Here is a 23,819-nt window from a genome sequence, read left to right as displayed (position 1 = left end):
ATGTCTTTTAAAGTGCTACATAGAGGATACCAACATATCCGACTATCATCTTCTTTTTCACTCACCTTGGATATTCAAGACTATCTTCGTTCCTTGGCGAGAGATGAAAAGGGGATTGAGTCTATCCAGTTTTACATGGATCAACAGCACTTTACTCTACGCATAAAAGAAGGCTTTTCTGTATTAGATAATGCAGAAGCCTTTTTAAAAAGAATTGATAAAGGGAAAGTTTCTGAGTTGATGACTCTTCCCATTCGTAGAGAAGAGAGTGCTTATTCTATTGTTTCAGGTGCAGCGATTAAGCGTGTACTTTTTCGTAGTTTTGTGCCGTATCCTATTCGCTATATATGGACTTGTTATCAGGCTTTGGGTTATATTAGAGAAGCCTATCAAACACTAGCGCGTAAGGAACTAACGATGGAAGTCTTGGACTGTTCGGCTATTTTATTGTCCATGTTTATGAACCAATCCAAGACGGCTAGTAATATCATGTTTATGCTTGATTTAGGCAATCATTTAGATCAGTGGTCCTTGAAAAAAACTGCAACAGATTTAGAACAGAGTCTTCTTGCAAAAGAGAGCGATGTATTCTTGGTACAGGGCGATACGGTCGTTAGCATCAAGAGTTCCGATGTTCAAATAGGAGATGTCTTGGTCCTATCTCAAGGAAATGAAATTCTGTTTGATGGACAAGTAGTTTCAGGTTTAGGTATGGTCAATGAAAGTTCCTTGACGGGAGAGAGTTTTCCAGTTGAAAAAAGAGAGTTTGATTCGGTTTGTGCAAATACAGTCTTGGAGACTGGAGAGCTACGTATTCGTGTAACCGATAATCAGATGAACAGCCGTATTTTACAACTGATTGAGTTGATGAAGAAATCTGAAGAAAACAAGAAAACTAAACAACGCTATTTCATCAAGATGGCGGATAAGGTCGTCAAATATAATTTCTTGGGTGCTGGTCTGACTTACCTATTAACAGGTTCTTTTTCTAAGGCTATTTCTTTTCTATTGGTCGATTTCTCCTGTGCTTTGAAAATCTCTACTCCTGTAGCTTATTTAACAGCTATCAAGGAGGGGTTGAATCGTGAAATGGTGATTAAGGATGGGGATGTTCTGGAGAAATATCTGGAAGTCGATACCTTCTTATTTGATAAGACTGGGACAATCACAACTAGCTATCCTATAGTTGAAAAGGTGTTACCTTTTGGAGACTATAGTGAGGAAGAAATCTTAAGAATAAGTGCCTGTCTTGAAGAACACATCTATCATCCTATCGCTAATGCCATTGTCAAGCAAGCTGAGATAGAGGGAATTGAACATGAGGAAATGCATGGGAAACTCCAATATATTGCAAGCAAGGGAATTAAGTCCTATATCGATGGCCAACCAGTTGTTATTGGGAATTATGTCTTGATGCAGGATGAGCAGATTCATATCAGTTCGGAACAAAATGCTTTAATTGAAGAGTATAAGAGCCACTACAATCTCTTATTCTTAGCATATCAGAATGAATTGATTGGAATGTTCTGCATCCATACTCCTTTGAGAAAAGAAGCAAAAGCAGCCTTGGAGAAACTTAAGGCACAAGGGAAAAAATTGATTCTGGCAACAGGGGATACCCTGGTTAGGACAGAGGAATTAGTAAAAGATTTGCCCTTTGATCAAGTCTATACAGACTTGAAACCTGATGGGAAGTTTGAGTTAGTAGAGAAACTGCAGAGAGCAGGTCACACTATTTTGATGGTTGGAGATGGATTGAATGACTCAGCGGCTCTAACCCTATCAGATATCGGTGTGGTGATGAATGAAAGCGCAGATATTTCTAAGCAGATGAGTGATATCTTATTGTTAGATAATCGCTTGGATTTCTTCCAAGAGTTGGATTCGCTATCATCATCTTTGCAAATACTCATCAAGAAGAATATTCAAGATACCGTTGTCGTAAATAGTAGTTTGATTGGCTTTGGCTTGTTTAATTGGCTCAGTCCTTCAAATCTCTCTATCTTACATAATCTAACAACCTTGCGCATTGTCTTGCGTAGTCTGTCTATTAAAAATAGATAGATGAGAGTTATTAACAGCAAAAAGGAGTTACCTTTCTCGAGGTTAACTCCTTTGTTTATAGATAAATGTTGAACAGTTTAGTAAGTCAATACAAAGTATTTTTTCTTACCACGACGGATAACAGTGAGTTCGTTCTCTAACTTATCTGCGTCATTCAAGACATAGTCAAGGTCTTGGATACGATCACCGTTGACGTAGATAGCTCCATTTTGAACATCCTCGCGGGCTTGACGTTTTGAATTAACCACACCAGAAGATACGAGGAGTTCTACGATGTTGTGATTTTCGTCTGCCTGTACTTGGTAGTTTGGCACTCCACGAAGTCCTTGTTTGAGTTCTTTGACAGAAAGGTTTTTGATGTTTCCAGCAAAGAGTTGCTCAGTGATGTTGAGGGCTTCTTTGTAGGCTTCTTCTCCGTGGACAAGAGTCACGACTTCACGAGCCAAGACTTTTTGAGCCAAGCGTTCATGAGGAGCAGCCTCAAACTGCTTGCGGATGTCTTCAATCTCATCTAGTGACAAGAAAGTAAAGATTTTCAAGAAGCGAACAGCGTCAGCGTCCATGACATTCATCCAGAATTGGTACATTTCGTATGGAGAAGTCTTTTCAGGATTGAGCCAGACTGCATTTCCTTCAGATTTACCAAATTTCTTACCAGTTGCATCTGTAATGAGTGGCACTGTGATAACGTGACCAGTCTTATCAGCCTTACGACGAAGCAATTCGGTACCAGCTGTCATATTTCCCCACTGGTCAGAACCACCGATTTGTAAGGTGACGTTGTGCTCTTGGTTAAGGACGTAGAAGTCATATCCTTGCATGATTTGGTAAGCGAACTCAGTGTAAGAAATCCCTGTTTCAATCCGTTTCTTTACAGACTCCTTGCTCATCATGTAGTTGACAGTGAAGTATTTTCCGACATCACGGAGGAAGTCAATGAAGCTGATGCTGCCAAACCAGTCGTAGTTGTTGACCATGACAGCTTTATTTTCCCCATTTTCAAAGTCAAGAAAACGAGAAAGTTGTCCTTGGATAGACTTGACCCAGCCCTCTACTGTGTCTTTTGTTTGGAGACTACGCTCAGCATCTTTGAAGGACGGATCTCCGATGAGACCTGTAGCACCGCCAACGAGCGCATAAGGTTTGTGACCTGCTAGTTGCAAACGACGACTTGTCAAGATTGCGACAAGGTGGCCTAGGTGAAGGCTGTCAGCAGTTGGATCATAGCCAGTATAATAAGAAACTTGACCTTCTTCTAGGGCTTTACGCAAAGCTTCTTCATCAGTCGTTTGAAAAATCAAACCACGCTCTTTTAGCTCATCAAAAATGTGCATGTGTCTTTTCTCCTTTTTAAAAATATTGTTTCTACCTATTTTATCACAAACTTGGGCAATAGCCTAGTAGAATAGGGAAGAAAGTGCCTATTTTATTGAAAGTTTCCCTTTTATGGTATAATAGAGAAAGCGAGGACATTCATGAAAGAAAGAATTAATGAATTAAAAACAAAAATGCTGCATTTTTTCCAGCAGCTAATGCAACGAATTGCAAAATGGAAGAAAAGACTAGCAGAAAAACTAGCTAATAAGAAAACCAGTAAAAAGGGGACCTCTTCTGACAAAGTTAGAAGGGCAGGGTCTATTTTTGCTAAGATTTTGAGTGGGTTTAAAATAGTCTTTAATACTCTCTTTATCTTAGGCTTTATCGGTGGACTGTTTGGCGCTGGTGTGGCTATGGGTTATGGAGTCGCTCTATTTGACAAGGCCCAGGTCCCTCAAGCAGAAGAGTTGGTCAAGCAAGTGAAGGATATTGCCTCCATCTCAGAGATCACTTATTCTGACGGCAGTACCATTGCCTCGATCGAGGGCGATTTACTGCGCACTTCAGTCGCTTCAGATGCTATCTCAGACAACCTTAAGAAAGCCATTGTTGCGACAGAGGACGAGCATTTCAATGAGCACAAGGGAGTTGTGCCTAAGGCCGTTATTCGTGCGACTTTGGGAACCTTTGTCGGTCTAGGCTCGTCTAGTGGTGGTTCGACCTTGACCCAGCAGGTCATCAAGCAACAAGTAGTGGGGGATGCTCCAACTCTAGCTCGTAAGGCTAAAGAGATTATTGATGCTCTTGCTTTAGAGCGGGCCATGGGTAAGGATGAGATTTTGACAACCTACCTTAACATAGCTCCTTTTGGTCGCAATCATAAAGGTCAAAATATTGCAGGTGCCCAGCAGGCTGCAGAAGGAATCTTTGGGGTCAATGCTTCGGATTTAACGGTCCCTCAAGCTGCCTTTATCGCAGGATTGCCACAGAGTCCAATCAGTTATTCTCCTTATGAATCTGATGGTAGTATGAAGAGTGATGAGGACATGGCTTTGGGAATTAAGCGTGCCAAGGATGTCCTCTACAACATGTACCGGACAGGAGCTCTAAGTCGGGAAGACTACGATAAGTACAAAGATTATGACTTTAAGAAAGACTTCTTACCATCCGGTAGTGTTAGCGGGACTTCGCGTGACTATCTCTACTATGCAACCTTGGCAGAAGCTACTGATCGTATGTACGACTACCTCGTCCAACGAGATAATGTTTCTGCGCAAGAATTAAAGAATGAGTCCATTCAGAAATCCTATCGTGATTTAGCCACTAAGGAAATTGAAAATGGTGGATATAAGATTACGACAACTATCAATAAAAATGTTCATGCTGCGATGCAAAATGCGGTTGCGACCTACGGCTATTTGCTAGATGATTCGACAGGCCAGCCTGAGGTGGGGAATGTCCTCATGGACAACCAAACGGGAGCTATCCTTGGATTTGTTGGTGGCCGTAATTATCAAGAAAATCAGAACAATCACGCTATCGACACCAAGCGTTCTCCAGCTTCAACCACGAAACCTATATTGGCCTATGGTATCGCTATTGACCAAGGTTTGATGGGAAGTGCAAGTATTTTATCAAACTATCCTACCAACTTCTCAAATGGGAATCCCATCATGTATGTCAATAGTCCTGGTACGGGCATGATGACATTGGGAGAAGCCCTTAACTACTCATGGAATATCCCAGCCTATTGGACGTATCGTACGCTTCGAGAGAAGGGTGTTGATGTCAAAGGCTATATGGAAAAAATGGGTTACGAAATCCCAGAATATGGTATTGAAAGTTTACCGATGGGTGGAGGGATTGACGTTACAGTTGCCCAGCATACCAACGGGTATCAAACTCTGGCCAACAATGGAGTTTACCATAAGAAACATATGATCGCGAAGATCGAGTCAACGGATGGCCGACTGGTATACGAGCACAAGGATGAGCCTGTCCAGGTTTATTCGAAAGCGACAGCAACCATTATGCAAAGTCTCCTTCGGGATGTTATATCGTCTCGGATTACCTCGAGTTTCCAGACGGACTTGACGACTATCAATCCATCCCTAGCTAGTGCTGACTGGATTGGAAAAACTGGTACGACCAATGAAGATGAAAATATGTGGCTCATGCTTTCTACACCTCGCTTGACTTTGGGTGGCTGGCTAGGTCACGATGACAACCGCCCACTAGCCAAAGGGGCGGGCCACTACCGCAATGCCAACTATATGGCCCACTTGGTTAATGCCATTCAACAAGCAAAACCTGGAATTTGGGGGAATGAGCGCTTTAATCTTGACTCAAGTGTGACCAAGTCACAAGTTCTCAAGTCTACAGGGGAGAAACCGGGCAAGGTTTCTATCAATGGGAAAGAAATAGAAGTTTCTGGATCAACAGTAACGAGCTACTGGGCGACTAAAGAAGGTGCCCCAGTGACCACCTATCGCTTTGCTATTGGAGGAAGCGATGCAGATTATCTGAACGCATGGAAGAATATTCTAGGAAGCATTCCAGCAGTGACTCCTCCAAGCTCAAGTTCAAGCAGTAGCTCTGGAAGTTCAAGTTCGAGTGGAAATACTCAAAGTGGTTCTTCAGGACGTTCACGTCTATTTAATCGTTAAGAAAGAGTAGTAGCAAGGTTAGTAATTTCTCCTTGTTGCTACTTTTTTCTTTGTTGGTTTCGTGTTACAATAATAATATGAATCATTATCAGAAAAAGATTGTTAAGGGAACAGTATATTCGCTACTCTCAGGCCTAATCTGGGGGATTTGTGGGATTTTAGGAGAGTATTTTTTCACTCATTATCCAGTGTCTTCTGGATGGATTACTTCTATGCGTTTACTAGTGGCGGGGAGTTTGGTTTTAGGTCTATCTGCCTTTCAGTTGCGTAGCCGCTTGTTGGACATCTGGCGTGATAAGAAAAATTATCTACCTTTTTTAGCCTATGCTATTCTAGGTATTTTTTCTGTGCAGTTTTTCTTTTATCTCTGCGTTGAGTATTCCAATGCGACGACGGCGACCATTTTGCAATTTATCAGCCCTGTTTTTATCCTGTTTTACAATCGAATCATTTACCAGAAGAAGGCTTCAATTACAGCTGTTTTCTACGTTTTGATTGCCATGCTAGGTGTTTTTTTGATGGCTACGAAAGGGGATTTGTCCCAGTTGTCCATGACACCTTTGGCTCTAGTGACAGGTTTGCTTAGTGCAGTAGGGGTCATGTTTAATGTTATCCTTCCTCAACGCTTTGCACGGCGCTACGGATTTGTTCCGACTGTTGGTTGGGGGATGATTCTGGCAGGGCTCTTTAGTAATTTTCTTTACCCTATTTATCGGATAAGTTTTCAAGTGGATTTGGTAAGTGTGCTGATTTGTCTGACGATTGCCGTGTTTGGTACTGCTTTTGCCTTCTTTCTATCTATGAAGGCTGTGTCACTCGTTTCCCCGCTGGTTGTATCAGTGGTGAGTGCTAGCGAACCGCTCTCTTCAGCTTTATTAAGTGTTCTTTTTCTGGGATTGGTCATGGATGGTTTTTTGGCTTTAGCTATGGTGTTGATTATCGTTCCGATGATTTTCTTATCTGTTGAAGAAGCAAAACAAGCCAGGTAAAGATGATTATTTGATAGTTGAGGCTTCAAATTTGAAGCCTTTTTTGGTAGAATAGGTATCATTATAACGAACCAGGAGGCACCTATGACTGCTACAAAAATGAACGCTCAAGAAATTATCCAATTTATTGCCAATGCTGAAAAGAAAACCAGTGTCAAAGTAACTTTTGAGGGAGAACTTGCAACGGCTGTACCAAGCTCTGTTGTCAAACTAGGAAATGTTTTATTCGGAGACTGGAAGGATGTTGCTCCGCTTCTTGAAGGTTTAGTAGAAAATCAAGATTATGTTGTTGAGCAAGATGCTCGTAATTCTGCAGTTCCTTTGTTAGATAAACGTGCTATCAACGCTCGTATCGAGCCAGGTGCTATTATCCGTGACCAGGTGGAAATTGGTGACAATGCTGTTATCATGATGGGAGCTGTTATCAATATCGGTGCTGAAATCGGTGCTGGAACCATGATTGACATGGGTGCCATCCTTGGTGGCCGTGCCATCGTTGGAAAAAACAGCCACGTTGGTGCAGGTGCAGTTTTGGCGGGTGTGATTGAGCCAGCTAGTGCTGAACCAGTTCGTGTCGGAGACAATGTTCTTATCGGTGCCAATGCAGTGGTGATCGAAGGGGTGCAAATCGGTAGTGGTTCAGTTGTCGCTGCAGGAGCTATCGTTACCCAAGATGTTCCAGAAAACGTTGTTGTAGCAGGTGTTCCGGCTCGTATCATCAAAGAAATTGATGCCCAAACCCAACAAAAAACAGCGCTAGAGGATGCGCTTCGTACCTTGTAATTGTAAAAGTAAAAAAGAGGCGGAACCCTTTTTCCAGCCTCTTTCTGCTATATCGGAGGACAGATAGATGTTAGATTTGATTCAGACTAGACGAGATTTACACCAGATTCCAGAGATTGGCTTGGAAGAGTTCAAGACTCAGGCTTATTTGCTGGATGTGATTGAGAAATTGACTACGGGCAAGGATTTTGTTCAGATTCGTACTTGGCGGACAGGGATTTTGGTCTACCTGCAGGGAAGTCAGCCGGAACGAACCATTGGTTGGCGAACAGACATTGATGGCCTGCCTATCGTCGAACAAACAGGTCTACCTTTTGCTTCTCGGCACCAAGGTCGCATGCATGCCTGTGGCCATGATTTTCATATGACCATTGCCTTGGGCTGTCTCGAACGCGCCCTTGAGGAGCAACCCAAGAATAATTTGCTCTTCCTATTTCAGCCTGCTGAAGAAAATGAGGCTGGTGGGATGCTCATGTATGAGGATGGTGCTTTTGGGGACTGGCTGCCAGACCAATTTTATGGCCTCCATGTACGTCCGGATCTGAAGGTTGGACAGATCGCGACCAATACCCATACGCTCTTTGCAGGGACCTGTGAGGTGAAGATTCGTTTCAAAGGAAAAGGGGGACACGCAGCTTTTCCGCATGAAACCAATGATGCCTTGGTGGCTGCTAGTTACTTTGTAACCCAAGTACAGTCAGTTGTCAGCCGCAATGTCAATCCCATCGAGGGAGCAGTGGTGACCTTTGGTCTTTTCCAAGCTGGAACAACCAACAATGTCATTACAGACACAGCCTTTTTACACGGAACCATTCGCGCCTTGACTCAGGAAATGAGCCTCTTGGTACAAAAAAGAGTCAAGACAGTCGCAGAAGGGGTTGCGGCAGCCTTTGATATGGAAGTCGAAGTAGAACTCAAGCAAGGAGGCTACCTACCTGTTGAGAACAATCCAGCCTTGGCGCGTGAACTGATGGACTTTTTTGAAGAGAAAGACGGAGTCGAGTTGATTGATATCGAGCCTGCTATGACTGGTGAGGACTTTGGCTATCTCCTTTCGAAGGTAGACGGCGTTATGTTCTGGCTAGGTATCGACAGTCCCTACGCCCTTCATCACCCTCAGATGAGTCCTAAGGAAGAAGCCTTAGCCATTGGGGTAGATGCGGTCTCTAGTTTCTTGAAAAAGAAGGCAGCAGAGTAGAGGAATTGTCTATGAAAGCAGAACTACGCAAGCAAGTCTTGCAAGAAATGAAGACTCTATCTCAGGAACAAAAACAGGCTATGGATCGAGCTTTAACTGAGCGATTTTTAAAGCATCCCTTTTACCAAGAAGCCAAGACCATCGCAACCTATCTCTCCTTCCCTCATGAATTTCAAACGCAGGAACTGATCGAGCAGGCGCTGAAGGACGGCAAGAAGGTCCTGATACCCAAAACCTATCCCAAGGGGCGCATGGACTTTGTGGTCTATAATCCGCAGCAGTTGGTAAAAACTTCCTTTGGTTTACTGGAACCGAAAGGAGACTTGGAAGTTGTGGATCCGTCTCAGATTGATTTGATTCATGTTCCGGGCTTGGCTTTTACAACAGAGGGCTATCGGATCGGATATGGTGGAGGATACTACGACCGCTATCTAGAACATTTTGCTGGGCATACCATGAGTACAATCTATCCTTGTCAAGTTCAGGAGTTTAACTCGGAAAACCATGATATTCCCGTCCAGGAGGTGCTAATAGATGAAGGAAATCTTTGATAAACGTTATCCTGTGACTAGTTTCTTCCTCCTAGTGACTGGCTTTGTATTTCTACTGATGCTGATTACTACGGGTATCAACTTTGATCAGGCCAAAACTCTGTTTCAGTTTGGAGCCATGTATGGACCGATCATTCGCCTGTTCCCAGAGCAGATCTGGCGCCTTTTTTCAGCTATATTTGTGCATATAGGTTGGGAACATTTCATTGTCAATATGATTTCGCTCTACTTTCTTGGACGACAGGTGGAGGAGATTTTCGGCTCCAAGCAGTTCTTTTTTCTCTATCTCTTATCAGGAATGATGGGCAATCTCTTTGTTTTTGCTTTCACACCGAAAGTCCTAGCAGCAGGGGCCTCCACTTCTCTCTATGGGTTATTTGCTGCGATTATCGTTTTGCGCTACGCAACTCGCAACCCCTATATCCAGCAGTTGGGGCAATCCTACCTGACGCTTTTTGTGATAAATATCATTGGAAGTGTTCTGATTCCAGGAATCAGCCTAGCGGGGCATATTGGTGGTGCAATAGGCGGTGCCTTTCTAGCAGTCATTTTTCCAGTCAAATGGGATAGAAAGATGTATAGTACCAGCCAGCGAATTGGAGCAGCCCTACTTTTTATTGCACTAGCCGTTTTCCTTTTCTATAAGGGAATGAGCTATGTGTAGGGGGATAGTTAAAAAGCTACTCAAAGAATGAGTAGCTTTTTGTGTATTGATTATATCCTAGCCTATCGTCAAAACTACCACAACAGAATCAATCGTGATATAATAATTTAAATAATATGATAAAATGAGGAGTTAATTATGATGCTACAATTATTAGACGGAGTGACAGTTAATGACTCTATTGATTACAAAATAATTGAGATACGATATCTATCGGATGAGTTGAAAGAAAAAATAAAAAATGAATTAATAGTAATTTGTCACGGAGAATATGCTTTAAGTTCGGCGTCCGTGTATCATACTTTCGAGCGGACAATTGCTGAGCTAGTAAATTATAGACTTTCTAATGAACAAGATAAAAGAGTTGGTGCTATAGGAGAACTAATCTTAAATGTGATAATAAGAGCTTTGGGAAATTTTGAAGTTATTTCTCCTTTCTTTAATCTCGAAGAGCGAAATGTGAAGAAGGGCTTTGATATTATTGCTGTTGATTCAAACAATGACATTTGGATAATAGAGTCTAAGGCTGGGGAACTAGGAACAATGCTTGATGCTAATTCAAAAGTTTCAGAAAGAATAAACATGGCAAACAGGGATTTAGTTGGTAGACTTAATAGAGACAATGCACAGCTATGGTTAAATGCCATAAACTCCGTTCGGTCAAGTGTTGACTATACTGATGAGAAGAAAACAGTTATAAATATTCTTGAAACTTTGGGTAACACGAACGTCAGTAATGATAAAAACGTTCTATTAGGAGGGATTGTTTTCTGTGGGTTTAATACGACAATAGAACTTCGAAGAATTAAGTCTATTTATCAGAGAATAAATACTCAAAGTAGATTCTCTAAATTGCAGATCATTGCAATCCAGAAAGAAACTTTCCAAGCAGTCGTTGACTTTTTAAACACTTTACATACATAAGGAGACTCTTATGAAAATACTCACATTGAAAAGATTATATAATACAGAATTTAAATCCCTATATTGGAAGTTTGTATCTAAACCTAAGAGTATGAGTTCTAAGGAGCTTGAAGTGCTACTATCATTGGGGGCATATTTCGTATGCTTAGAAGACGAATCTATACAAAAATTAGGATATAGAATCTTTCTTTTGTACAGTAAAAATACAGGAGATTATAAACCATTATATGAACTGAGCTTAAACAAGGGATTTATTCCAATTGCTCAGTTTATTGATGATAATTTAAAATATGGTGAGAGGTTTGGAAATCTTCAGACTGTAATGAATGAGGCTACTAACAAAGATTTTAGACAGGGGAGTCAATATAAAACGATAGGTCAAACTCTTCTGTATAACAATGTAATTGCAACAGAAAACAAATCCTATATCGTTGTTGCTCCTACTTCGTACGGGAAAACGGAACTAATCTTATCATTTTTAGATACTAATCTGGATAAGAATGTTTGCGTAATAACTCCAACTAAATCGCTACTTGCTCAAACTAAAAAACGTATTCTTAACCATATTGGAAACCAAAAAATAATCACCCGGCCAGAAATGTATTCTGAAGATAGTGAAAGAATTATAGCTGTCTTAACTCAAGAGAGGTTACTGAGGTTATTGCAAGAAAATCCTGAACTCAGCTTTGATATTTTGATAGTCGACGAAGCTCATAATTTGCTTGATAGATTTTCTAAAGATAATAATCGTAGCGTGTTACTCACTTCTGTTATAGTAATATGTTATAGACGGAACGAAAATCTCTCTTGTAGGTATCTGACTCCTTTCTTACAATCAAAGGAAAGTATTGTATTAAAGCATGTCTCAGAATCGCTAGAATGGTTTACAGTTTCAGAGTTTATGAAGTCTGAAGTATTTTATTTTCATGATATAATCAAAGGTACTAAGGAAATGCTAGACCAATATTCTGGCGCTAAACAAAAGCTCATTTCCTTAGGGAGTTTAGATGCTTATTCAGACGCAGGAATTGTAATTTTTCATGCAGATAGAAAGAATATAATATATATAAATAGTCCTAAAAAAATTGAGCAATTTGCTAAAGAGTTAGCAAATTTATTAGAAGTTACATCGTCAGAACGAATCAAAAAGGCGGTGTTAGATTTAAGAAATTTCATACATGAGGATTATAGCCTAGCATCTTCATTAGAGCGAGGTGTAATATACCATCATGGATCCGTGCCAGAATCTGTTAGATACTATATAGAAACATTATACTCAGAGTATTCTGAATTAAAAATGCTAATTGCTAACTCAACGCTACTTGAAGGTGTTAATATCCCTGCAACAAAGATGTTTATCTTAGATCCTAATAGAGGTAGTAGTTACTTGTCTTCCTCAGATTTCAAGAACTTAATTGGTAGAATTTGTCGTTTTGGAGAGATTTTCAATCCTAATGATGGTAGCTTGGAGTATTTGCTCCCAGAGATACATATTATTAAAGGTAAATATTGTCGAAAAGATTTTAATGCATTAAATTTTTTTAAAAATAAAAATGTTTTTGCAGGTGATCAAGATAAAATCAAAGACGAAGTCTCAAATCCGTTATTAGAAAACCATAAACAACTCGATTCTGATATCGTAAATCAAGCAGAAATAATGCTAGACAACTTTTCTGATGATGATATTGTTGTTAACAAAAAAATAAGAACACCTAAAACGCTGGTAGGTAAGCTTTGCTTTCAAAATAATGTGAGAATCTTTAACGTTTTTGACGTAGAAGAGATTATTGATGGAAAATTAAGGGAGTTAGAAGAGGCTCAAACTCTAGAAAACACCTTTAATATGATGAACTTTCTATTCTTTTCTCATATTGATGAGGAAGAAGGATCCTATAATAACCTGAAACGTTTACGAGAAATAGCTGCTCAGAATTTTTATATGATGCTGATAAATTGGAGAATGCAAGGAATGACGACAAAAAATATGATAACTCAAATCGTTGGTTATTGGAATACATTGACAGGCTATGAAGCTGAGTATGTATATGTTGGAAAGTGGGGAGATACAACACGTGGTCCTAACAGTCATAGAGAATATTGGACTAATATTTCAAATAAGACCCAATCTGAAAAAATAAATTTGGCAATTGTTAGACTCAAGGAGGAGTATGATTTTATTGATAACGAAATAATAAAATATATTGAAATACTTAATACGCTTGGGTTGATAGATAACGAATTATATCTAAAAATAAAATACGGAACTAGCAATAATGAGAAAATTGCACTATTGAATTGCGGAATTAGCAATACTCTATCTAATATCTTATTTGAAAAATATAAGAACCTATACAATATAGATGCTTCGAGTAATGTAGTAACGTTTGATAAGTCTTTAATTAATATCATGCGAGAAAATGACGAAAATGGTATTTTAATTTCAGAAATTTTGCTAAACTCGCCTACAGAATAAAATATATGACTATAGCCTCATACGAAAAAAGGTAGCTTTAATTAGCTACCTTTTGACATCTTTAAGAGATTTGTTTTTCTTCTATTTCCCCTCAGCTAACTCTTTCCCAAGTTGGATGAGGTAGTCTTTCAAGTCGTCTTTGACTTGTGGGTGTTTGAGAGCGTAGTCGATGGAGGTTTTCATAAAGCCAAACTTGTCCCCGACATCGTAACGAGCCCCTTTGAACTCACGAGCAAATACACGTTGTGTTTTATTGAGAGTATCGATTGCATCTGTCAGCTGAATTTCATTTCCTGCACCTGGAGCTTGATTTTCGAGGATTTGGAAAATTTCAGGAGTGAGGAGGTAGCGTCCAATAATAGCAAGGTCGCTAGGAGCATCCTCTGGAGCAGGTTTTTCAACGAAGGTTTCAACGCTGTAAAGGCCGTCTTTTCCTTCGCCTTGCGGAGCAATAACCCCATAGGCAGATACTTCGTCGTGAGGGACAGGCATAACAGCGATAGTGGACGCGTGGGTACGTTCGTAGTCATCCATGAGTTGTTTGGTGAGCGGAACAGCCTTTTCGTCCGTGATATCCATCAAGTCATCACCAAGCATAACGACAAAAGGTTCATTTCCAACGAAAGCTTTGGCTTGCAAGACAGCATCTCCGAGACCACGTGGATGCGTTTGGCGGATAAAATGCAGGCGCATGCCGGTTGTCTCATCAACCAGCTTCAAAAGATCTGTTTTCCCTTTTTCTTTAAGGTTATATTCCAATTCAAAGTTTGAATCAAAATGGTCCTCGATAGAACGTTTTGACTTACCCGTAACAACCAAGATGTCTTCGATTCCAGACTTGAGGGCTTCTTCAACGATAAACTGGATAGTTGGCTTGTCTACGATTGGCAACATTTCCTTGGCCAAGGCCTTAGTTGCTGGGAGGAAACGAGTTCCCAATCCAGCGGCAGGGATGACTGCTTTTCTGACTTTTTGTTTCATGATGTTCCTTTCTATAAGGGTCTACGACCATTCGTTTTCTGCTTTAAATTCATTGCTCATGATGTCAGTGATTGCTTCTTTGATATTGACACCTTCGTAGATAACTCGGTAAATAGCCTGTGTGATTGGCATGTAGACATCCAATTCCTGAGCCAGCTCGTAAGCTGCTCGAGTTGTTGAGATGCCTTCGATGACCATACCCATGTTTGCTTCGATGTCTGCGAGGGATTCTCCACGACCGAGAGCATCACCGGCCCTCCAGTTACGAGAGTGGACAGATGTCCCCGTTACAATCAAATCTCCAACTCCAGAAAGACCGCTATAAGTCAGAGGATTGGCCCCAAGAGCGACTCCTAGACGGGTGATTTCTGCCAAGCCACGGGCAATGATAGCTGCCTTGGCATTGTCGCCAAACCCTAGACCATGTAATGCCCCAGCGCCAACTGCGATGATGTTTTTGAGAGCACCAGCGGTTTCAACTCCGATAACATCCGTATTAGTATAGAGACGGAAGTAGTGATTGCTAAAGAGATTTTGGACGTACTGGGCCGTTTCAAGGTCTTTAGAGGCTGCAGTGATCAAGGTAATATCCCGCACAATCGTTTCCTCAGCGTGGCTAGGTCCTGAAACAACGACGACTTCACTACGAAGGTCAGCTGGAATTTCCTCTTCAAGAATAGTCGATAGGCGTTTGTGGCTATCTGGTTCCAATCCTTTGGAGGCATGCATGATGACAACATTGTGATCGAGCACCTTTGCTACTTGTTGGGCAACCAGTCTCGTTACTTTTGTTGGGACTACAAATAAAACAGCATCCACATCCTTTAGTGTTTCTTCTAAATCATGATAGGCTTTGATTTTTTCGTCGAATAGGATATCTTTGAAATAGCGTTTGTTTGTATGTTGGTTATTGATTTCATCAATTTGGTCAGAAATATTTCCCCAAATTCGAACCTCGTGTCCATTGTCGTTTAGGACCTGCGAAAGGGCAGTTCCCCAAGAACCAGGACCCAAGACAGCGATGGTTTGTTTCTTCATCTTTTCCTCCTTGTAAGAGTTCTTCCTTCCATTTTACCATAAAAAGCCTTTTCATGCATCACCTGTAGATGAAAGCGTACTAATTTATAATAAGGAGACTTCTTTGACAAGATGCCTCTTTTTTGCTAGAATAGCATCAATATGAACGAATGAGAAGGAGCTGACGCAGGATGTCGCTCCCTTTATCTATTTTATTAGGAGGAAATATGCTGATTAAAAAAATAAAAACCTATAAATGGCAGGCCTTGGCATCCTTAATGATGACAGGCTTGATGGTTGCGAGTTCGCTCTTGCAACCGCGCTATTTGCAAGAGGTGTTAGAGGCTTTGTTGGCCGGACAAAATGAGGCTATTTATAGTATTGGCACTTGGCTGATAGGAGTAGCCCTAGTCGGTCTGGTTGCAGGTGGGGTCAATGTAACGCTTGCAGCCTATATTGCTCAAGGAGTGTCTTCGGACCTTCGGGAAGACGCTTTTCGCAAGATCCAGACTTTTTCTTATGCCAATATCGAGCAGTTTAATGCCGGCAACCTTGTCGTCCGTATGACCAATGATATCAACCAAATTCAGAACGTGGTGATGATGGCTTTTCAAATTCTTTTCCGTCTCCCTCTTCTCTTTATCGGTTCCTTTATCTTGGCGGTTCACACTCTTCCATCACTTTGGTGGGTGATTGTCCTCATGGTGCTCTTGATCTTTGCACTAACAGCCATCATGATGGGAATGATGGGACCACGATTTGCTAAGTTTCAAACCCTTCTTGAACGGATCAATGCTATCGCTAAGGAAAATCTACGTGGTGTGCGCGTGGTTAAATCCTTTGTGCAGGAAAAAGCACAATTTGACAAATTTACCGAAGTCTCAGATGAACTTCTCGGCCAAAATCTTTATATCGGTTATGCCTTCTCAGTTATAGAACCTGTTATGATGCTAGTCGGCTATGGGGCAGTCTTCCTCTCTATCTGGTTGGTGGCAGGCATGGCTCAGTCAGATCCGTCTGTAGTGGGCTCGATTGCTTCCTTTATCAACTATCTCAGCCAGATTATCTTTACCATCATCATGGTTGGATTTTTAGGAAATTCTGTCAGTCGTGCCATGATTTCCTTGCGTCGTATCCGCGAAATTCTAGATACCGAGCCAGCGATGACATTTAAAGATCTCCCAGACGAAGAGTTAGAAGGAAGTCTCTCTTTTGAAAATGTGACCTTTACCTATCCCAATGACGATGAGCCTATGCTGAAGAATGTGACCTTTGAAATTGCGCCTGGTCAGATGGTCGGTGTGGTTGGGGCGACTGGAGCAGGGAAATCCACCCTAGCTCAGTTAATTCCACGGCTTTTTGATCCACAAGAGGGATCTATCAAGATTGGTGGCAAGGATATTCGAGACGTCAGCGAGGGAACCTTACGTAAAACAGTTTCCATCGTCTTGCAACGTGCTATTCTCTTTAGTGGGACCATTGCAGATAATCTTCGTCAAGGAAAAGGCAATGCCAGCGTGTCAGAAATGGAACGTGCAGCACGGATTGCCCAAGCCAGCGAATTTATCGGACGCATGGAAAACAAATTTGAGAGTCAGGTCGAAGAACGAGGCACCAATTTTTCTGGTGGACAAAAACAACGGATGTCCATTGCCCGTGGGATTGTCAGCAATCCCCGTATCCTGATTTTTGATGATTCGACTTCGGCTTTGGATGCTAAGTCAGAGAGACTCGTGCAGGAAGCTTTGAACAAAGATCTGAAAGGGACAACAACCATTATCATCGCTCAAAAGATCAGTTCAGTCGTCCATGCGGACAAGATTTTGGTCTTGGATCAAGGGCGCTTGATTGGAGAAGGACGGCATGCAGATTTGGTAGCTAACAACGCCATCTACCGCGAAATCTACGAAACACAAAAGGGAAAGGAGGAATAAAATGAAAACCGTTCGATTTTTCTGGAATTATTTTAAAGTTTACAAGTTCTCCTTTGTCATTGTGATTCTGATGGTTGCGGTTGCGACGATTGCCCAAGCCCTCTTTCCAGTTTTTTCAGGTCAAGCAGTCACAGAGCTAGCTAACCTAGTTCTAGCTTATCAAAATGGGACTTCCGAACTAGCCTGGCAGAGTTTGTCAGCTCTGATGCTGAATCTAGCTCTGGTTGTCCTCGCCTTAGTGGTATCTAGTTTGATTTACATGACCTTGATGACCCGTGTGATTGCTGAGTCAACAAATGAGATGCGTAAGGGCCTCTTTGGCAAACTTTCTCGTTTAACGGTTTCTTTCTTTGACCGCCATCAGGATGGCGATATCCTCTCTCGCTTTACGAGTGACTTGGACAACATCCTTCAAGCCTTCAATGAAAGCCTAGTTCAGGTCATGAGCAATATTGCTCTTTACATCGGTTTGATCTTTGTCATGTTTTCAAGAAATGTGACACTAGCCCTGATAACAGTAGCTAGCACCCCAGTAGCCTTTCTCATGTTGGTCTTCATCGTGAAAATGGCCCGCAAGTACACCAATCTCCAGCAAAAAGAGGTTGGGAAACTCAATGCCTACATGGACGAGAGTATTTCTGGACAGAAAGCTGTTATCGTACAAGGAATTCAAGATGACATCGTAGCAGGCTTTGTGGAGCAAAATGAGCGCGTGCGCAAGGCAACCTTTAAAGGGAGAATGTTCTCAGGCATCCTGTTTCCTGTTATGAATGGGATGAGCTTGGTCAATACGGCCATCGTTATTTTTGCAGGTTCTGCGGTCCTGCTGAACGATCCAAGTATCGAAACAACGACAGCCCTAGGTTTGATCGTCATGTTTACCCAATTTTCTCAGCAGTACTACCAGCCAATTATCCAGGTGGCTGCGAGTTGGGGGAGCCTCCAGTTGGCCTTTACTGGAGCGGATCGTATCCAAGAAATGTTCGATGCAGAAGAAGAGATTCGTCCGCAAAATGCGCCTGCCTTTACGGAATTGCGAGAAGGTGTTGAAATCAGTCATATTGATTTCTCTTATGTGCCAGACAAGCCGATTTTAAAAGATGTTAGCATTTCAGCTCCTAAGGGGCAGATGATAGCAGTTGTCGGTCCGACTGGTTCAGGGAAAACGACCATCATGAACCTTATCAATCGCTTCTACGATGTGGATGCAGGTAGCATTTCTTTTGATGGCAAAGACATCCGTGACTACGACTTGGACAGTCTGCGGAGCAAGGTCGGGATTGTCTTGCAGGATTCGGTCTTGTTTAGTGGAACGATTCGGGACAATATCCGCTTTGGTGTGCCAGATGCCAGTCAGGAAATGGTCGAAGCAGCTGCCAAGGCAACTCATATTCATGACTATATCGAAAGCTTGCCTGATAAGTATGATACCCTTATTGATGATGAGCAAAATATCTTCTCGACTGGGCAGAAACAATTGATTTCCATCGCTCGGACCTTGATGACAGATCCTCAAGTCCTAATCCTAGATGAAGCGACTTCCAATGTCGATACCGTAACAGAAAGCAAGATTCAACATGCTATGGAGGCAGTAGTAGCAGGTCGAACCAGTTTTGTCATTGCCCATCGTCTCAAGACCATCCTCAATGCCGATCAGATTATTGTCCTCAAAGATGGAGAAGTCATTGAACGTGGGAATCATCACGAGTTGCTCAAGCTCGGCGGTTTCTACTCAGAACTCTATCACAATCAATTTGTATTTGAATAAGAAAAAAGTTGTCCTCTTGGGCAGCTTTTTCTTATCCATAAAAAATACTTATCACGGTCTTTAAAAAAACATATTAGACAGGAAAGGGTTGGAGTGATAAGATAAGACTGTCGCAAGAAAATCGAAAGGAGACACATCATGGCTAGAACGGTTGTAGGAGTTGCTGCAAATCTATGTCCTATAGATGCAGAAGGGAAAAATATCCACTCATCTGTATCCTGTAAATTTGCAGAGAGCATTCGTCAAGTCGGTGGTCTCCCTTTAGTGATTCCTGTAGGAGATGAGTCCATTGTGCGCGATTATGTAGAAATGATTGATAAACTCATCTTGACAGGTGGGCAAAATGTCCATCCTCAGTTTTATGGAGAGAAAAAAACCATTGAGAGCGATGATTACAACCTTGTACGCGATGAGTTTGAACTAGCTCTCTTGAAAGAAGCGCTCCATCAGAATAAACCAATTATGGCAATCTGTCGCGGGGTTCAGCTGGTCAATGTTGCTTTTGGCGGCACTCTTCACCAAGAAATTGAAGGTCACTGGCAAGGTTTGCCTTTTGGAACATCTCATTCTATTGAGACGGTAGAAGGGAGTGTGGTGGCTAAGTTGTTTGGAAGAGAAAGTCAGGTCAACTCAGTCCATCATCAAAGTATCAAAGATCTGGCACCTAATTTCCGTGTAACTGCTATTGATCCAAGAGACCAGACCATCGAAGCGATTGAGTCTGTCGACGAGCATCGCATTATCGGTTTACAGTGGCACCCAGAGTTTCTGGTTAATGAAGAAGACGGCAATTTAGAACTATTTGAGTATTTATTAAATGAATTGTAACGGTTAGAATCTCTAGCCGTTTTTATTCGTCCGTTCAGATTTTTTATATTTTAGCAAATTTACGCAAACGTTTGAATTCTGATAAAAATTGGGCAAATTCAATAAAAAAACTTGAAAAAATCGAAGGTAAGCGTTATGATAGAAAAGAAGAAATTTTGGAGGATTATCATGTCACATATTAAATTTGATTATTCAAAAGTTTTAGACAAATTTGTAGCTCCACATGAAGTGGAATACATGCAAGCACAAGTAACAGCTGCAGACGAATTGATCCGTAAAGGAACTGGTGCTGGTAGTGACTTTTTGGGTTGGTTGGACCTTCCTGAAAACTACGACCGCGAAGAATTCGACCGCATCTTGAAAGCTGCTGAGCAAATCAAGTCAGATAGCGATGTCTTGGTTGTAATCGGTATCGGTGGATCTTACCTTGGTGCCAAAGCAGCCATTGACTTCTTGAACCACCACTTTGCTAACTTGCAAACAAAAGAAGAACGCAAAGCTCCGCAAATCCTTTACGCTGGAAACTCAATCTCATCTACTTACCTTGCTGACTTGGTAGAGTACGTAGCTGACAAAGACTTCTCAGTAAACGTGATTTCTAAATCAGGTACAACAACAGAACCAGCGATTGCTTTCCGTGTCTTCAAAGAACTCTTGGTTAAGAAATACGGACAAGAAGAAGCTAACAAACGTATCTATGCAACAACTGACCGCCAAAAAGGTGCTGTTAAGGTTGAAGCAGATGCCAACGGTTGGGAAACATTTGTGGTTCCAGATGACATCGGTGGACGTTTCTCAGTATTGACAGCAGTTGGTTTGCTTCCAATCGCAGCATCAGGTGCAGACATCAAAGCCCTTATGGAAGGTGCGAATGCAGCTCGTAAAGACTACACTTCAGACAAGATTGCTGAAAATGAAGCTTACCAATACGCAGCAGTTCGTAACATCCTTTACCGCAAAGGCTATGCTACTGAAATCTTGGTAAACTACGAACCATCACTTCAATACTTCTCAGAATGGTGGAAACAATTGGCTGGTGAGTCAGAAGGGAAAGACCAAAAAGGGATCTACCCAACTTCAGCAAACTTCTCAACTGACTTGCACTCATTGGGTCAATTTATCCAAGAAGGAACCCGCATCATGTTTGAAACAGTTGTCCGTGTTGACAAACCACGTAAGAACGTGATCATTCCTACTTTGGAAGAAGACCTTGACGGACTTGGTTACCTTCAAGGGAAAGACGTTGACTTTGTAAACAAAAAAGCGACTGACGGTGTTCTTCTTGCCCACACAGACGGTGATGTACCAAACATGTACGTAACTCTTCCTGAGCAAGATGCCTTCACTCTTGGTTACACTATCTACTTCTTCGAATTGGCAATTGCCCTTTCAGGTTACTTGAATGCCATCAACCCATTTGACCAACCAGGTGTTGAAGCCTACAAACGTAACATGTTTGCCCTTCTTGGAAAACCAGGATTTGAAAAATTGAGCAAAGAGCTTAACGCACGTCTATAATAGAAGAAAAGAGTGGCTTGCCCACTCTTTTACTCTCTTTATTCGTAGACATTGGACTCAGGCGAGACTTGTGATATAATATAGAAAGCAAAAAGGCAGACGCCTAGAGACTTTATAGGAGAAACTATGTCAAAAGATATCCGCGTACGCTACGCACCAAGTCCAACAGGACTACTACACATCGGAAATGCCCGTACAGCATTGTTTAACTACCTTTACGCACGCCATCATGGTGGAACTTTTATCATTCGTATCGAAGATACTGACCGTAAACGTCACGTTGAGGACGGGGAACGCTCACAGCTTGAAAATCTTCGCTGGTTGGGTATGGATTGGGATGAAAGCCCAGAAACTCATGAAAATTATCGCCAATCAGAGCGTTTGGAACTCTATCAAAAATACATCGACCAATTGCTAGCCGAAGGAAAAGCCTACAAATCTTACGTTACAGAAGAAGAGTTGGCAGCTGAGCGCGAACGCCAAGAAGCAGCTGGCGAAACACCACGTTACATCAATGAATATCTTGGCATGAGCGAAGAAGAAAAAGCAGCTTACATCGCAGAACGTGAAGCAGCTGGTATCATCCCAACTGTTCGTTTGGCTGTCAATGAGTCTGGTATCTACAAATGGCATGATATGGTCAAAGGTGATATCGAGTTTGAAGGTGGCAACATCGGTGGCGACTGGGTTATCCAAAAGAAAGATGGTTACCCAACTTACAACTTTGCCGTTGTCATCGATGACCACGACATGCAGATTTCCCATGTTATCCGTGGTGATGACCACATTGCCAACACACCAAAACAGCTCATGGTTTATGAGGCTCTTGGTTGGGATGCACCTGAGTTTGGTCACATGACTTTGATTATCAACTCTGAAACGGGTAAAAAATTGTCTAAACGTGACACCAATACCCTTCAATTTATTGAAGACTACCGTAAGAAAGGCTATCTTCCAGAAGCAGTCTTTAACTTTATCGCCCTTCTTGGTTGGAATCCAGGTGGCGAAGATGAAATTTTCTCTCGTGAGGAATTGATTAAACTCTTTGATGAAAATCGTCTCAGCAAGTCACCAGCTGCCTTTGATCAGAAGAAACTAGACTGGATGAGCAACGACTACATCAAGAGAGCTGATCTTGCGACAATCTTTGAAATGGCTAAACCATACTTAGAAGAAGCAGGGCGTTTGACTGACAAGTCTGAAAAAATGGTAGAACTCTACAAACCACAAATGAAGTCAGTAGATGAAATCGTTCCATTGACAGATCTTTTCTTCTCAGATTTCCCAGAGCTGACAGACGCTGAGCGCGAGGTCATGGCAGGAGAAACCGTTCCAGTTGTTCTGGAAGCCTTCAAAGCGAAACTAGAAGCAATGACCGATGAGGAATTTGTGACAGAAAACATCTTCCCACAAATCAAAGCAGTTCAAAAAGAAACAGGTATCAAAGGGAAAAACCTCTTCATGCCGATTCGTATCGCTGTTTCAGGTGAAATGCATGGACCAGAACTTCCAGATACGATTTACCTATTAGGTCGTGAGAAATCTATCCAGCATATCGATAATATGCTCAAAGAGATTTCTAAATAAAAGGACTTCCGATGGATACATGGGAAAAGATGTATAAAGAAGCACGAACCTTATTCAATCCCCATGAAGTTTCTGACTTTGTTTATGCTAACCATGTTGTTGCTGCGGTAGAAGCAGAAGATGGTCAGATCTTCACAGGATTTTGTATGGAGGGCACTTGTGGCGTTTTTCATCTCTGTGCAGAACGAGCAGCTCTCTTCAATATGTATCAATTTTCAGGACAAACTAAAGTTAAGAAAATCCTCGCCTTTCGAGACAAACCTCCCTACGGCGAAGGATCAGGTATGCCCTGTGGCGCTTGCAGAGAATTTCTCTTAGAATTGAATGCTGAGAATAAAGAAGCAGAGTTCATGATGAACTACGAAACAAGAAAAACAATCAAAGTTGCCGAATTGATCCCTTACTGGTGGGGAGAGGAACGCGCGACTAATTGGCAAGATAAATAGAGGGAGTCAGTTTAACTGGCTCTTTCCCTAATCTTTTCAGAATTTCGATAAAGAGGAAAAAAGTCCTTGACAAAGGCGGAAAAGTAGGTATAATAGAAAGAGTTGAAAAGC

At 41.7% G+C, this 23,819-nt stretch carries 18 protein-coding genes; 15 read left to right on the top strand and 3 right to left on the bottom strand.

What is annotated here, in order from left to right:
• On the top strand, positions 1-2,064 hold the full coding sequence (locus HMPREF2853_RS03155; RefSeq protein ID WP_070534832.1) for a heavy metal translocating P-type ATPase: 2,064 nt from the start codon (positions 1-3) through the stop codon (positions 2,062-2,064).
• A 77-nt stretch (positions 2,065-2,141) separates the two neighbouring features.
• Here the strand turns inward: HMPREF2853_RS03155 and tyrS are convergent, their stop codons facing one another.
• The gene (gene tyrS / locus HMPREF2853_RS03150) at positions 2,142-3,398 is read right to left on the bottom strand and encodes a tyrosine--tRNA ligase (RefSeq protein WP_000546906.1); all 1,257 of its coding nucleotides are present in this window, start codon (positions 3,396-3,398) and stop codon (positions 2,142-2,144) included.
• 141 nt (positions 3,399-3,539) lie between these two features.
• On the opposite strand from tyrS, the gene pbp1b reads away from it, so the two are divergent.
• The 8 genes from pbp1b to HMPREF2853_RS03110 all read left to right on the top strand — a co-directional run bounded on the left by pbp1b (position 3,540) and on the right by HMPREF2853_RS03110 (position 13,629).
• A complete protein-coding gene (gene pbp1b / locus HMPREF2853_RS03145) occupies positions 3,540-6,047 on the top strand; it encodes a penicillin-binding protein PBP1B (RefSeq protein WP_070534830.1) in 2,508 nt (835 codons plus the stop codon).
• Positions 6,048-6,124: 77 nt separating this feature from the next.
• On the top strand, positions 6,125-7,036 hold the full coding sequence (locus HMPREF2853_RS03140) for a DMT family transporter (protein WP_061587501.1): 912 nt from the start codon (positions 6,125-6,127) through the stop codon (positions 7,034-7,036).
• An 84-nt stretch (positions 7,037-7,120) separates the two neighbouring features.
• Positions 7,121-7,819, top strand: a complete 699-nt coding sequence (dapD, locus tag HMPREF2853_RS03135; RefSeq protein ID WP_000127447.1) for a 2,3,4,5-tetrahydropyridine-2,6-dicarboxylate N-acetyltransferase — start codon at positions 7,121-7,123, stop codon at positions 7,817-7,819.
• A 67-nt stretch (positions 7,820-7,886) separates the two neighbouring features.
• Entirely contained in the window at positions 7,887-9,017 is a 1,131-nt protein-coding gene (locus HMPREF2853_RS03130) for an N-acetyldiaminopimelate deacetylase (protein ID WP_000886115.1), read from the top strand.
• A gap of 11 nt (positions 9,018-9,028) precedes the next feature.
• The gene (locus HMPREF2853_RS03125) at positions 9,029-9,568 is read left to right on the top strand and encodes a 5-formyltetrahydrofolate cyclo-ligase (protein ID WP_000642766.1); all 540 of its coding nucleotides are present in this window, start codon (positions 9,029-9,031) and stop codon (positions 9,566-9,568) included.
• Positions 9,552-10,232, top strand: a complete 681-nt coding sequence (locus HMPREF2853_RS03120; protein ID WP_070534829.1) for a rhomboid family intramembrane serine protease — start codon at positions 9,552-9,554, stop codon at positions 10,230-10,232. Before HMPREF2853_RS03125 ends, HMPREF2853_RS03120 begins: the two co-directional genes overlap by 17 nt.
• Positions 10,233-10,370: 138 nt before the next feature.
• The gene (locus HMPREF2853_RS03115) at positions 10,371-11,156 is read left to right on the top strand and encodes a Hachiman antiphage defense system protein HamA (protein WP_223326749.1); all 786 of its coding nucleotides are present in this window, start codon (positions 10,371-10,373) and stop codon (positions 11,154-11,156) included.
• 10 nt (positions 11,157-11,166) lie between these two features.
• A complete protein-coding gene (locus tag HMPREF2853_RS03110; protein WP_070534827.1) occupies positions 11,167-13,629 on the top strand; it encodes a DEAD/DEAH box helicase in 2,463 nt (820 codons plus the stop codon).
• Positions 13,630-13,710: 81 nt separating this feature from the next.
• Here HMPREF2853_RS03110 and galU read toward each other — a convergent pair whose 3' ends face one another.
• Together galU and HMPREF2853_RS03100 are read right to left on the bottom strand one after the other, a co-directional pair.
• Complete coding sequence (gene galU, locus HMPREF2853_RS03105; RefSeq protein WP_033605573.1) at positions 13,711-14,610, bottom strand: UTP--glucose-1-phosphate uridylyltransferase GalU; 900 nt, start codon at positions 14,608-14,610, stop codon at positions 13,711-13,713.
• A gap of 21 nt (positions 14,611-14,631) precedes the next feature.
• Complete coding sequence (locus HMPREF2853_RS03100; RefSeq protein ID WP_000745021.1) at positions 14,632-15,648, bottom strand: NAD(P)H-dependent glycerol-3-phosphate dehydrogenase; 1,017 nt, start codon at positions 15,646-15,648, stop codon at positions 14,632-14,634.
• A 206-nt stretch (positions 15,649-15,854) separates the two neighbouring features.
• Between HMPREF2853_RS03100 and HMPREF2853_RS03095 the strand changes: the two genes are divergently transcribed.
• The 6 genes from HMPREF2853_RS03095 to HMPREF2853_RS03070 all read left to right on the top strand — a co-directional run bounded on the left by HMPREF2853_RS03095 (position 15,855) and on the right by HMPREF2853_RS03070 (position 23,708).
• Complete coding sequence (locus tag HMPREF2853_RS03095) at positions 15,855-17,561, top strand: ABC transporter ATP-binding protein (RefSeq protein ID WP_000905736.1); 1,707 nt, start codon at positions 15,855-15,857, stop codon at positions 17,559-17,561.
• Position 17,562: 1 nt separating this feature from the next.
• Positions 17,563-19,329, top strand: a complete 1,767-nt coding sequence (locus HMPREF2853_RS03090; protein ID WP_000859991.1) for an ABC transporter ATP-binding protein — start codon at positions 17,563-17,565, stop codon at positions 19,327-19,329.
• 138 nt (positions 19,330-19,467) lie between these two features.
• Positions 19,468-20,157 (top strand): gamma-glutamyl-gamma-aminobutyrate hydrolase family protein, encoded by a 690-nt coding sequence (locus HMPREF2853_RS03085; RefSeq protein WP_070534825.1) that lies wholly within the window; start codon positions 19,468-19,470, stop codon positions 20,155-20,157.
• A gap of 168 nt (positions 20,158-20,325) precedes the next feature.
• Positions 20,326-21,675, top strand: coding sequence for a glucose-6-phosphate isomerase (locus HMPREF2853_RS03080; RefSeq protein WP_000018245.1), 1,350 nt, complete (start codon positions 20,326-20,328; stop codon positions 21,673-21,675).
• 126 nt (positions 21,676-21,801) lie between these two features.
• Complete coding sequence (gene gltX / locus HMPREF2853_RS03075) at positions 21,802-23,262, top strand: glutamate--tRNA ligase (protein WP_070534823.1); 1,461 nt, start codon at positions 21,802-21,804, stop codon at positions 23,260-23,262.
• 11 nt (positions 23,263-23,273) lie between these two features.
• The gene (locus HMPREF2853_RS03070; RefSeq protein ID WP_070534821.1) at positions 23,274-23,708 is read left to right on the top strand and encodes a cytidine deaminase family protein; all 435 of its coding nucleotides are present in this window, start codon (positions 23,274-23,276) and stop codon (positions 23,706-23,708) included.
• Positions 23,709-23,819 lie beyond the last annotated feature (111 nt).

It is taken from the genome of Streptococcus sp. HMSC077F03, assembly GCF_001812375.1.
GTDB lineage: Bacteria > Bacillota > Bacilli > Lactobacillales > Streptococcaceae > Streptococcus > Streptococcus oralis_S.
The sequence above is the reverse complement of the archived record's forward strand: the minus strand, read 5'-3'. Positions and strand labels throughout refer to the sequence as shown.

Excerpts from the sequence above, each read along its gene's own strand:
- gltX (WP_070534823.1), top strand. The coding sequence starts at position 21,802 with ATGTCAAAAGATATCCGCGTACGCTACGCACCAAGTCCAACAGGACTA.
- HMPREF2853_RS03100 (WP_000745021.1), bottom strand. The coding sequence starts at position 15,648 with ATGAAGAAACAAACCATCGCTGTCTTGGGTCCTGGTTCTTGGGGAACT.
- dapD (WP_000127447.1), top strand. The coding sequence starts at position 7,121 with ATGACTGCTACAAAAATGAACGCTCAAGAAATTATCCAATTTATTGCC.
- HMPREF2853_RS03125 (WP_000642766.1), top strand. The coding sequence starts at position 9,029 with ATGAAAGCAGAACTACGCAAGCAAGTCTTGCAAGAAATGAAGACTCTA.
- HMPREF2853_RS03110 (WP_070534827.1), top strand. The coding sequence starts at position 11,167 with ATGAAAATACTCACATTGAAAAGATTATATAATACAGAATTTAAATCC.
- HMPREF2853_RS03140 (WP_061587501.1), top strand. The coding sequence starts at position 6,125 with ATGAATCATTATCAGAAAAAGATTGTTAAGGGAACAGTATATTCGCTA.
- tyrS (WP_000546906.1), bottom strand. The coding sequence starts at position 3,398 with ATGCACATTTTTGATGAGCTAAAAGAGCGTGGTTTGATTTTTCAAACG.
- HMPREF2853_RS03130 (WP_000886115.1), top strand. The coding sequence starts at position 7,887 with ATGTTAGATTTGATTCAGACTAGACGAGATTTACACCAGATTCCAGAG.
- HMPREF2853_RS03070 (WP_070534821.1), top strand. The coding sequence starts at position 23,274 with ATGGATACATGGGAAAAGATGTATAAAGAAGCACGAACCTTATTCAAT.
- HMPREF2853_RS03120 (WP_070534829.1), top strand. The coding sequence starts at position 9,552 with ATGAAGGAAATCTTTGATAAACGTTATCCTGTGACTAGTTTCTTCCTC.
- HMPREF2853_RS03090 (WP_000859991.1), top strand. The coding sequence starts at position 17,563 with ATGAAAACCGTTCGATTTTTCTGGAATTATTTTAAAGTTTACAAGTTC.
- HMPREF2853_RS03080 (WP_000018245.1), top strand. The coding sequence starts at position 20,326 with ATGTCACATATTAAATTTGATTATTCAAAAGTTTTAGACAAATTTGTA.
- pbp1b (WP_070534830.1), top strand. The coding sequence starts at position 3,540 with ATGAAAGAAAGAATTAATGAATTAAAAACAAAAATGCTGCATTTTTTC.
- HMPREF2853_RS03115 (WP_223326749.1), top strand. The coding sequence starts at position 10,371 with ATGATGCTACAATTATTAGACGGAGTGACAGTTAATGACTCTATTGAT.
- HMPREF2853_RS03095 (WP_000905736.1), top strand. The coding sequence starts at position 15,855 with ATGCTGATTAAAAAAATAAAAACCTATAAATGGCAGGCCTTGGCATCC.
- galU (WP_033605573.1), bottom strand. The coding sequence starts at position 14,610 with ATGAAACAAAAAGTCAGAAAAGCAGTCATCCCTGCCGCTGGATTGGGA.
- HMPREF2853_RS03085 (WP_070534825.1), top strand. The coding sequence starts at position 19,468 with ATGGCTAGAACGGTTGTAGGAGTTGCTGCAAATCTATGTCCTATAGAT.
- HMPREF2853_RS03155 (WP_070534832.1), top strand. The coding sequence starts at position 1 with ATGTCTTTTAAAGTGCTACATAGAGGATACCAACATATCCGACTATCA.